The organism is Ruminococcus sp. (assembly GCF_017650195.1).
GTDB lineage: Bacteria > Bacillota > Clostridia > Oscillospirales > Ruminococcaceae > Ruminococcus.
Map to the genome: position 1 here is coordinate 1 of NZ_JAGCFH010000052.1, position 9,841 is coordinate 9,841.

At 44.6% G+C, this 9,841-nt stretch carries 12 protein-coding genes and 1 tRNA gene; 11 read left to right on the forward strand and 2 right to left on the reverse strand.

What is annotated here, in order from left to right; translation table 11 throughout:
• The 8 genes from scpB to J6U00_RS02335 form a co-directional block, all read left to right on the forward strand.
• The coding region (gene scpB, locus J6U00_RS02300) for an SMC-Scp complex subunit ScpB (protein WP_365717829.1) at nucleotides 1–586 on the forward strand (586 nt) is incomplete at its 5' end.
• 24 nt (nucleotides 587–610) lie between these two features.
• Nucleotides 611–1,537: a hypothetical protein gene (locus tag J6U00_RS02305; RefSeq protein ID WP_296578301.1), complete on the forward strand. Its 927-nt coding sequence runs from the start codon at nucleotides 611–613 to the stop codon at nucleotides 1,535–1,537.
• Nucleotides 1,538–1,547: 10 nt separating this feature from the next.
• Nucleotides 1,548–1,982, forward strand: a complete 435-nt coding sequence (locus J6U00_RS02310; RefSeq protein WP_296578303.1) for a spore germination protein GerW family protein — start codon at nucleotides 1,548–1,550, stop codon at nucleotides 1,980–1,982.
• A 59-nt stretch (nucleotides 1,983–2,041) separates the two neighbouring features.
• Entirely contained in the window at nucleotides 2,042–3,196 is a 1,155-nt protein-coding gene (locus tag J6U00_RS02315) for a D-alanyl-D-alanine carboxypeptidase family protein (protein WP_296578306.1), read from the forward strand.
• A 13-nt stretch (nucleotides 3,197–3,209) separates the two neighbouring features.
• Entirely contained in the window at nucleotides 3,210–3,941 is a 732-nt protein-coding gene (locus tag J6U00_RS02320; RefSeq protein WP_296578308.1) for a pseudouridine synthase, read from the forward strand.
• Nucleotide 3,942: 1 nt separating this feature from the next.
• A complete protein-coding gene (locus J6U00_RS02325; protein ID WP_296578313.1) occupies nucleotides 3,943–4,329 on the forward strand; it encodes a hypothetical protein in 387 nt (128 codons plus the stop codon).
• A 21-nt stretch (nucleotides 4,330–4,350) separates the two neighbouring features.
• Nucleotides 4,351–5,298: a homoserine O-succinyltransferase gene (gene metA / locus J6U00_RS02330; protein WP_296578316.1), complete on the forward strand. Its 948-nt coding sequence runs from the start codon at nucleotides 4,351–4,353 to the stop codon at nucleotides 5,296–5,298.
• A 27-nt stretch (nucleotides 5,299–5,325) separates the two neighbouring features.
• The gene (locus J6U00_RS02335) at nucleotides 5,326–5,970 is read left to right on the forward strand and encodes a DUF4190 domain-containing protein (RefSeq protein WP_296578318.1); all 645 of its coding nucleotides are present in this window, start codon (nucleotides 5,326–5,328) and stop codon (nucleotides 5,968–5,970) included.
• A gap of 42 nt (nucleotides 5,971–6,012) precedes the next feature.
• Here the strand turns inward: J6U00_RS02335 and J6U00_RS02340 are convergent, their stop codons facing one another.
• Nucleotides 6,013–6,897, reverse strand: a complete 885-nt coding sequence (locus J6U00_RS02340) for a polysaccharide deacetylase family protein (RefSeq protein WP_296578320.1) — start codon at nucleotides 6,895–6,897, stop codon at nucleotides 6,013–6,015.
• A gap of 70 nt (nucleotides 6,898–6,967) precedes the next feature.
• On the opposite strand from J6U00_RS02340, the gene J6U00_RS02345 reads away from it, so the two are divergent.
• Both J6U00_RS02345 and J6U00_RS02350 read left to right on the forward strand, forming a co-directional pair.
• Nucleotides 6,968–8,173 (forward strand): stage II sporulation protein P, encoded by a 1,206-nt coding sequence (locus J6U00_RS02345; RefSeq protein WP_296578322.1) that lies wholly within the window; start codon nucleotides 6,968–6,970, stop codon nucleotides 8,171–8,173.
• A gap of 5 nt (nucleotides 8,174–8,178) precedes the next feature.
• The gene (locus tag J6U00_RS02350) at nucleotides 8,179–8,478 is read left to right on the forward strand and encodes a hypothetical protein (protein ID WP_296578324.1); all 300 of its coding nucleotides are present in this window, start codon (nucleotides 8,179–8,181) and stop codon (nucleotides 8,476–8,478) included.
• Here the strand turns inward: J6U00_RS02350 and J6U00_RS02355 are convergent.
• Nucleotides 8,467–9,018 carry a hypothetical protein gene (locus J6U00_RS02355; protein WP_296578326.1) on the reverse strand — a complete coding sequence of 184 codons (552 nt, stop codon included), beginning with the start codon at nucleotides 9,016–9,018 and terminating at the stop codon, nucleotides 8,467–8,469. The two genes, J6U00_RS02350 and J6U00_RS02355, sit on opposite strands and share 12 nt — an antisense overlap.
• A gap of 92 nt (nucleotides 9,019–9,110) precedes the next feature.
• Between J6U00_RS02355 and J6U00_RS02360 the strand changes: the two genes are divergently transcribed.
• Nucleotides 9,111–9,185 (forward strand) — tRNA-Arg (locus J6U00_RS02360).
• The last annotated feature ends 656 nt before the right edge of the window (nucleotides 9,186–9,841 follow it).

The window sequence follows — 9,841 nt, forward strand, 5'->3', positions numbered from 1 at the left end:
AGAAAACTTGGAGATCAAGGACAGGCTCGGAGCAATAGAGGCTATACTCTTTGCTAGTGGTGAGCCAATAGACATATACCGCCTCTCGGAGGCGAGCGGAGTGGACGCGGGAACGCTTCCCTCTATGATAAGGCTGCTTAACGAGCGATATGATGACTGCGGCAGCGGTATCTGCATAAAAAAGCTAGACAGCAGCTATCAGATGTGTACCCGTGAGGAGTACGCGGAACAGGTACGATCAGCGCTGGAGACTAAAAGAACAGCCCCGCTTTCTAACGCGGCTATGGAGGCTCTTACGATAATTGCTTATAATCAGCCGGTATCCAAGGGCTTTGTGGAAAATGTTAGAGGTATCGACAGCTCCTCTGTAATAAACAACCTTGTGGAAAAGGGGCTTGTAGAGGAAGCAGGACGTCTTGACGTTCCCGGAAAGCCCATAGTATACAGGACGACCTCAGTCTTCCTGAGAAGCTTCGGATTGAGTTCAACAGCCGATCTTCCGCCTCTGCCTGGCCAGAGCGACCTTATTCTCGAAACAGAAGACGAGTTTGTTGAAAGAGAGCTTTCAGACTCCGGAAAGGAGTAATTCACTAAGAAAGGAGCGGCAGGAATGATAGTACTAAAAATTCTGCTGTATCTGCTTCTTGCCGTTCTCGGCATAATATTCCTGATACTTATAATCCCTGTCGGAGGAGAGTTCAGTTACATCGACGGCAAGTTCACATACAAGGTGAAGCTTTGGCTGATAAATATTATGGATTCCAGAGGAGGCGGTCTTTATAACTGGTGGAAAAAACGCAAGGCTGCCAAGAATAATAAACCGGATAAGCCGAAAAAAACAAAGCCTGTAAAGGAAAAAAAGCCTAAAAAGAAAAAGAAACGGGAAAAGTACGAGTGGGAAAAGGAGCTTGACGATATTCCCGTAAACGATCCGGAGACATATATGTCGCAGTTGTCAGAAGACACCGGCACAACATCTGAGTACAGTTTATCTGATAGTATGACCGATAATTATGAGGCGGAAGAGTCTCCTAAGAAAAAGAAGGATAAAAAGAAGAAAAAGGAAGATGTTGAGGAGGAGTTTTTCCCGGACGAAGATGAAGAGACCGAGAAGGGAGAAGAGAAAAAGACCCTCAGCGATAAGATAGAATTCCTTGTGGATATATGGGAGAGCGCTCAACGCCCTCTGCTTAAAATATTCAAGGGTTTCCGGCTTAAGGATCTGTATATCGACTTTGTTATAGCCGACGAGGATGCTTATGACTGCGCCCTAAAATACGGTAAGTATTCAACTCTCGTTTATAATTGCATAGCCTTTTTCAGTCAGGTCTTTACAGTGAGACTGAAAACCATAGATGTTCGGCCGCAGTTCGGCGTATCAAAGGGACGGTGGGATGCAGCCGGAAAGCTGTATTTCCGTCTCGGAACAGTGGTTATAGCAGGAGCTTGGTTCCTGATAACATATTTCTTCAAAACATTCCTACCAAATAAACTCAGAAAACGTAAAATGAAAAAATCCGCCGCAAGGCAGAAGTGAGGTATAAAATATGAGTGCAAACAATACACCTGTAAGCGATTTATTAGGTATTTCCATTGAGAAGATCAAGGAAATGGCTGATGTAAACTCAATTATCGGCGAGCCCATAAAACTTCCGGACGGTACTACAGTTATTCCCGTATCGAAGGTTAGCTACGGCTTTGCGTCAGGCGGTTCGGATCTCCCCTCAAAGTATGACAAGGATCTCTTCGGAGGCGGAGCAGGTGCAGGAGTTTCAATAAAGCCTGAGGGTTTCCTCGTTATAGCTCCTGATGGTTCTGCCAAAATGGTGAATATGGAGGGCGCAAACGATCCTATAAGCAACGCTATAGAGAAAATGCCGGCTATCATAGACAAGGTAAGCGGCTTTATAAACAAGAAGAAGGGCGGAAGCTCAGAGGCTAAGAGCTCTGATATCACTGACGGCTCTGTACCGATAAACTGAGCATAAACTGATGAAATGTGGCATATTCTTTAGCATAGCTTTTATGCGGAGGTGTGCCTGTGAAAAGAATTATATCTGCTGCTCCGGCAGCGGTTGTAGTAATGCTGTGTATGTGCGATACTACCGCCTGCGGCGCTGAAAAACCTGATATATCCGCAAAGGCAGCTGTGCTGATCTCAGCGGATACAGGTGAGGTTGTATACAGCTTCAATGCCTCTGAGAAGCTGCCTATGGCAAGCACTACCAAGATAATGACAGCTCTACTCTGCCTTGAAAGCGGAGGACTCTATGATGAGTTCATCGTGGACAGTCAGGCGATAAGGGTGGAGGGCTCTTCAATGGGACTATGCGATGGCGATATCGTTACAAAGTACGCTTTATGCTGTGGTATGCTTTTACCCTCGGGTAATGACGCTGCCAACGCAGTGGCTGTAAGGATATCTGGCAGTATCGAAGCCTTTGCCGGGCTTATGAACGAGCGTGCACGTAAAATGGGACTTTCAAAGACATTCTTCGTCACTCCTTCGGGATTGGAGGGAGCTGGTCACGGTTCGTCGGCTGCGGATATGGCTTTACTCGCCCGAGAAGCTCTGAAAAATGAGCTTTTCCGTGAGATATGCTCACAGGAGAGCATAAAGGTAAGTTTCGGCTGTCCCCCTTACGATAGGTGGCTGAAAAATACCAACAGGCTGCTTTCAATGTACGATGGCGTTTACGGTGTAAAGACTGGTTTTACCGACGAAGCAGGGCGTTGTCTGGTGTCTGCCTGCAAGCGCGGAGGAAAGGACCTTATTTGCGTTACACTGAATGACCGCAACGACTGGCAGGATCATGCAGCGATATATGATTACGGCTTTGAAACGGTGAGACAGCTCGAATTGACGTTGCCGGATAACATAACTGCCGATATTGCTGGTGCTGCTTCAGATAAACTTAAGCTCGTCCCGGATAAAGATACGTACACCGTCACGACAATGGCTGGAAATGAAGGCGATTTTACTTATACCGTGCTCAGACCGCCGTTTCTCTATGCTCCTGTTATGGAGGGTGAGAAAGTGGCAGAGCTTAGGATAAGCTTTCTAGGAAGAGAGGTTGATACTATCAATCTCTATGCAGCCGAAACAGCAGAAGCTGCGACTGATAACGCCGAAAACAGCAGAAAAGGGATATTTACAGGGCTGAAAGAATTTCTTGGGAGGCTATTCTCCCGTTAAGGACAGGATAACAGTGGAAAAGATAAGAATTCAGAAAATGATCGCCGACAGCGGCGTATGCTCCCGCAGAAAAGCTGAGGAGCTTATAGCACAGGGCAGGGTAAAACTCAATGGTCACCCGGTAAAGCTAGGGGACAAGTGCGGCATGAAGGATCTCATAACCATAGATGGAGAGCGTATAGCCGTGCCAAGGAAAAGGAGCTTCCTGTACCTTATGATGAATAAACCGAGAGGATATGTTACTACGGTCTCGGACGAGCTTGACAGGAAATGCGTAATGGATCTCCTTACGGACGTGGAGGAGCGCGTATACCCTGTAGGAAGGCTCGACCGAAACTCAGAAGGACTTCTTCTCTTTACAAATGACGGTGAGTTTGCTAACAGTATCATGCACCCAAGCCGTCATATATCAAAGACCTATCGCGTTACCGTGCGCCCTGGCATAACCGATGATCAGCTGGTAAAGCTGTCTGAGGGCGTAGAAATAGACGGCAGGAAAACTCTCCCTGCCACCGTTGTTGTCAAGGACAAGGAAGAGGGAAGAGTAGTCATCCTCATGACTATAAAAGAGGGCAGGAACCGTCAGATACGCAGGATGTGCGAGGCTGTGGGACTTGAAGTTGCAAGGCTTCGCCGTACAAGCATCGGTCCGCTGAAGCTGGGGATGCTTAAGCCCGGTACATATCGGGAACTGACTGCTGAGGAGCTCCGTGCTATACGAAACGCTATTGGCAAGGAGAAATGATATGTTAGAGATACAGGAAAGGTTCGGCTCCGAGGGCTACGAAGAACTGAAGAAAGCCGCAGGCAGTGCTGAACTACATATCACAGAGGCGCTCGACAAGGGAAGCGTTATAGGTTATATCGCCTATTCCTATGGTGCTGAAAGGACTGTGGTATACGGTCTTGACGATGGTGGAGACCTTATGCTCTGTGACGGGCTTGTAAGGTCAGTCATGCTGAAAAGCGTACTGAAAGGCATACAGCGTATGCTCTTCGAGTTTGATGACGAAAGTAGCTTCGACAGACTGAGAAGGCTGCGATTTGTAAGAGGAGACAGCAGACAATGCAGCGACCTTGACAGCTTTATGAACAGCTGTCAGAGCTGTAAAAATAATAATAAGAAAGAATAAATACGAAAGGAACGATCAGGATTGCCAATAAGGATTTCTTCAGAGCTTCCCGCTTTCAAAACTCTCGGAGATGAGAACATCTTCGTTATGTCAAAGGAAAGGGCAGAGCATCAGGATATCCGTCCGCTGAAGGTAGTTATCCTAAACATCATGCCCAAGAAGATAGAGACTGAATGTCAGCTTTTAAGGCTGCTCAGTAACACTCCTTTGCAGGTAGATGTGGATCTACTTCAGATGGCTTCGCATACATCAAAAAATACATCGCATCATCATCTTGAGTCATTCTACAAGACCTTTGACGAGATATCCGAGGCCAGATATGATGGTATGATTATCACAGGCGCTCCGGTAGAGCTTCTCGATTATGAGCAGGTGGACTACTGGAAGGAAATATGCAGCATTATGGAGTGGTCAAAGACCCATGTATTCTCCACTATATATATATGCTGGGCTGCACAGGCAGGACTTTACTATCATTATGGTATACCAAAGTATACCCTTGACCATAAAATGTTCGGTATATTCCCGCACAGGGCTGAGGTCAGCAACTGTCAGCTGCTGAGGGGATTTGATGATATATTCTATGTGCCACATTCGCGCAACACTGAGGTACGCAGAGCTGATATCGAGCGGATACCGCAGCTTGAGGTGCTGACATCCTCTGATATTGCAGGAGTACACATAGTCGCCAATAAAAACGGCAGACAGTATTTTATTACGGGACATTCTGAGTACGACAGGGATACTATCGCCAACGAATACAGGCGCGATGTGGAAAAGGGTATAGATATACAGATACCGTATAATTATTTCCCAGGGGACAATCCAGACAATATGCCGGTATTTTCATGGAGATGCACAGCAAATCTAATGTTCTCCAACTGGCTGAATTACTGCGTTTACCAGAAAACTCCATACAATCTTGAGGAGCTTGAGGTACGAAACTGGAACTGGGAAACAAGTCTTTGAACAATTATCAAATGGAGGTAAAAAGAAATGGACGATTTTTCATCAAACAACAATTATAATGGTTACGGCGGAAACGGTTATAATAACTCACCAGGCGGCTACGGCAGCAACGGAGGCGGAGGATACTTTCCTGACGGTCAGTTCCACGGTATGTACGGTGAAAATTATGATATGCCGGAGCAGAAGGGCGCAGGTCTAGCAATAGCTTCCTTCGTTATTTCTCTCGTTAACCTTATTATATGCGGTACTTTACTTACAATAATAACGGCTCCGCTGTGTATAATCTTTTCATTAGTCAGCCTTATTGGCAAGAGAAAGGGCAAGGTATTTGCTATCATAGGTATGATAATCTCTGTTTTGTCATTAGCTTTCTTCGCATATTTCGGCTTTATTATTTACAAGATAGTTCCGGATATGGTCTATTTTGTAAACAATTCGACGCAGATCATCGAGGAATATGACAGGGACGGTTCGATACCAGAGCAGTTCGAGAAATATAGAGATCCCAAGTACGATAAATACTGGGATAAAATGGGCTATAAGAGCTTTGACGATTACTTTGCTAATGAATGGATTGAAAAGTACAGAGTTCAGTCAACAGGCAGCAGCTATTCAAGCGCAGGAAATAGCGCAAGTCTTTCATCGGGCTTTGCACTGGCATATATTGAATAAGCTTACAGCACCTCTGAAATTATCTCAGAGGTGCTTTTTTTATTACCTGATATCTTTAGTAAGTCGTTCCATATACTCCTCTGTAGAGAGAAGTCCGCTTCGGTTATTGCGGAATATGCCGTAAAGGCATTCAGGGTTACGGGTAATAATGTTTATTCCCTCACGGCAAGTCAGGGTTATAAGAATACCGCTGTCACGCAGAACAGGTAGACTCTCTTTGCAAAGAGAGCCGAAGGGATAAGCGAATACAGTTGGAATAATGCCGCACTTCTGGCTAAGTTCGGTTTTTAGTAACCCTATATCCTCCCTGAGGATAGCCGCGTATTCGTCGACAGTCTCTTCGGGGAGCCTTGCACAGCCCTGACGTCTGCCTGTGTTTGAGTGCAGATCATAAGTATGACTTCCAATCTCTATCCTTCCAGAGTCAGTAAGCTCAGATACGTCCTTCCACGTGAGGTAGGAATAGGTGTCGGCATGAGGGTCGGCGTCTGCATAATCGTCGGTATACCTGCCAACAATAGATACAACGGCGCACATATCGTATTTTTCGAGAAGAGGCAGGACAATGGAAAGGTTATTGTAAAAACCGTCATCAAAGGTGATAAGTACAGGCTTATCGGGAAGCTCGCCACTACCATGGGTATAAGCTATGAGCTGTTCCGCGCTTACTGCGGTAAAGCCATTTGTACTTAGCCATGAGAGATCGTTTTCAAGCTGTGCTGGTGTAACGGTATATTCAGAGGGGGGCTTACTGCATACGCTGTGGTACATAAGTACAGGCAGCGGAACAGGCTTTTCACTATTTTTCGAGGCAGCTGAAGAGAATACCGAACAGGCTGAAAAAATAAGCACGGCGCAGAGTAGTAATAGAAAGGCAGCTGAGAAAGACTTCCGCAGAAAGCTGCCGAAAGAAAAGCATTTGTACACAATTATCACCTCAAGACATTATATGCAGGGAAATGCTTGAAAATGACATAAAGTCGAGGACATACACAGCATGATATCCGAATATACTTATCCAGAAGAAAGAGGTGAGTATATGACGCGCCATAAACGCAGAAAAATCAAAGGGACAGTAAGATGCATCGCCGCATTGCTTGTGCCTGTAACGTTAGCTTCCAGTTTCAAGGGATATACAGCGTTGAGGAACGCCTTGACCGGGGAGTATAGCTATACTATTGAAAGCACGGGAAAAGCCTCAGCATACCGCAGGGAGGATGTAGAGGAGATTATAAGCCGAATAAAGCGTGAGGATGAGCTGCTTTCGGGAGCGGATATACTGTCAGAGGGGTATGGATATGCCGATGAAAGCGATGAAGAAAGAGAATACCTTCGCCTCCCGAATCCACTAGACATGAGAGCCGACGCCCCAGGAGAAAAGCCATACCCCTCGGAATGGGGAAGCGGTGGAGAGATAATGCGTATGACCTACGGTAAATATAGTGGGAACAGTTTCTTTGACCTTGAAAACGGCGGACAGGTTAATAACAGGACGGATATTCCAAACGAGGAACTACAGAAGGAAAGCGGATATTATCCCAATTTTACAGTAGAAAAAACAGACGAGCCCCTTGTGCTTTTATACCATACCCATACGACTGAAAGTTTTGAGCCCTTTGTCCGGGAGAGTTTCGATCCCAGCTTCAATTATAGGACTACGGATGATACCAAGAATGTTGTAATGGTGGGAAATGCAATACAAGCGGAGCTTGAAGCACAGGGGATAGGTGTTATCCATGCCGTGGACATACATGATTATCCCTCGTACAACGGCTCATACTCACGGAGCCGTGAAACTATACTTCCCATACTTGAAAAGTATCCGAGCATAAAGGTAGTGCTCGATATTCATAGGGACGCCATAGCTTCGGAAAACTGTGCCTATCAGCCGTTTATCGAGGAGGACGGCAGAGAAGCGGCGCAGATAATGATAATCTCGGGTTGTGACGATGGCACTCTCGGTATGCCTAACTATATGCAGAATTATCACTTTGCCTGCACTTTACAGAGCAAGTTGGAAAACGATCATGAGGGCTTTACGCGTCCGGTACTCTTCGATTACAGGCATTACAATCAGGACCTAACCAACGGAAGTTTGCTTATTGAAGTAGGCTCCCATGGAAATACCCTTGAACAGGCTCAGTATGCTGGACAGCTCTTCGGGCGTTCTCTTGGGGAACTGCTGAACTCAATGAAAAGGTGATCAATATGCGCAGAAAAAAGAAAAAGACCGCTCTAAAAGCAGTATTTCTATATCTGCTTTTGAGCGGCGGCTCGTGGATGTTTATTAATGCATACGCAAATTCGTTCAATCAGATAAGCGCAAGGAGGATAGTACCTGCCGGACTTGTTCTGAAAGAGGAACGTGCTTTTGTGGAACTGCTCGGTCACAACGGTAATTTCAGCTTGTCGTGGATATACCCAGAAAGCCGAGGTTACTGTGGAGCATATCTGCTGTCTCCTGATGAGCTGAGAGCAGCTGCATACATCATATCTTTATGTATATAACTTTGCTTTTCTTGTATAATAGAAGGTATTGAGCTCGCCTGAATAAATAAGGTCTGCCCCAGGGAAGCTCCTGAAATCGTCAGGAGTATAAAGCGAAAAGGCTTTATCAAGGTGAATCCCTATCTTATCCATTATATAAGCTACGAACTGCGAACAGACGAAGCAATTTTCACGTTTCCACTCGATATTGAAATAAACTGCGAGAAGTCCGAGAAGGTTGTATGAATATACATTACGATGCTGGACAAAATGTGTGATTAGCGAATTGTAGGCTTCCTTTTGCTCCGGAGTTACGCTTATACGGTATATTTCACATGGGATATCCTGATATTGACCGAGAGTACCCTGTCCCACTACTTCCTTATTGAATGTGGCTGGAAGGGGAAACGGTCTATATGTACGACAGAAGCTGTACATTTCAGAAAGTTCCATGTCACCTGAAAGAGAAACGTGATTATAAGGTTTTTTAGTCAAAAATTTGAAGAACCGTGCAGGTCTTGTACCTGTTTGCGCAACTATAAAATAAATATAGTCCTCCAAAACGTTCCCTCCTAATTTATTTTTTATAATTATATCATAAACACTTGCAAATTTCAAGAGTTTTTGCTATAATTATAAAGGTCTTTTTATAAGCGCCTGTAGCTCAGTGGATAGAGCATCCGCCTCCGACGCGGTGTGCGCTGGTTCGATTCCAGTCAGGCGTACCAGCGGGGAGCCTCCGCAGCCAAATTTTCGCCTCACTTTAAGTGGGGCGTTTGTTTTTATCAGAATTATATACCTTATCTAAATTGCAACACATAAATAATACACAAGGCGTAACACTGACAAATAACTAATATAAAGAAAAGCGTTTACAGTGCTTTTTATCATACTTGAATTGTATGTTCATAAAAAATTTACGATTTCAGCCGATAATATCAGCTCTTTAATACCTATATTTAAAATCAGAGTGGGCTTTAATGTATAAGCTTGCTTTGCTTTTTTGATGTTGCAATTCAGTTAACTTCATGCTATAATATTTGTATATACCTAACAAAATTATTAATCTGAAGATTTTTTCATAAATTACGAAGTCTTTTCTTACAATGGTACTAATAAAAAGTGGGCACATAAACATTCGCTGAGAGGGAAGATAAAACCATATTGGCTGGTAAAACAGCTATCACAGTATCATTTCGGCCTACAAAAAGGGAATGCTCGTACTCGTATGTTAATATCAGGTTTGCTTTGCGCTCTATCCGAATAGATGTGTACATAATATTCATACGGCTATGGAGATTATTACTTAAATGTATGATAAATCGTACAGAGTTCTTACGGAAAAACTCTTTCAAAACATAGCTCTTTGAAATAGGGAGTAATA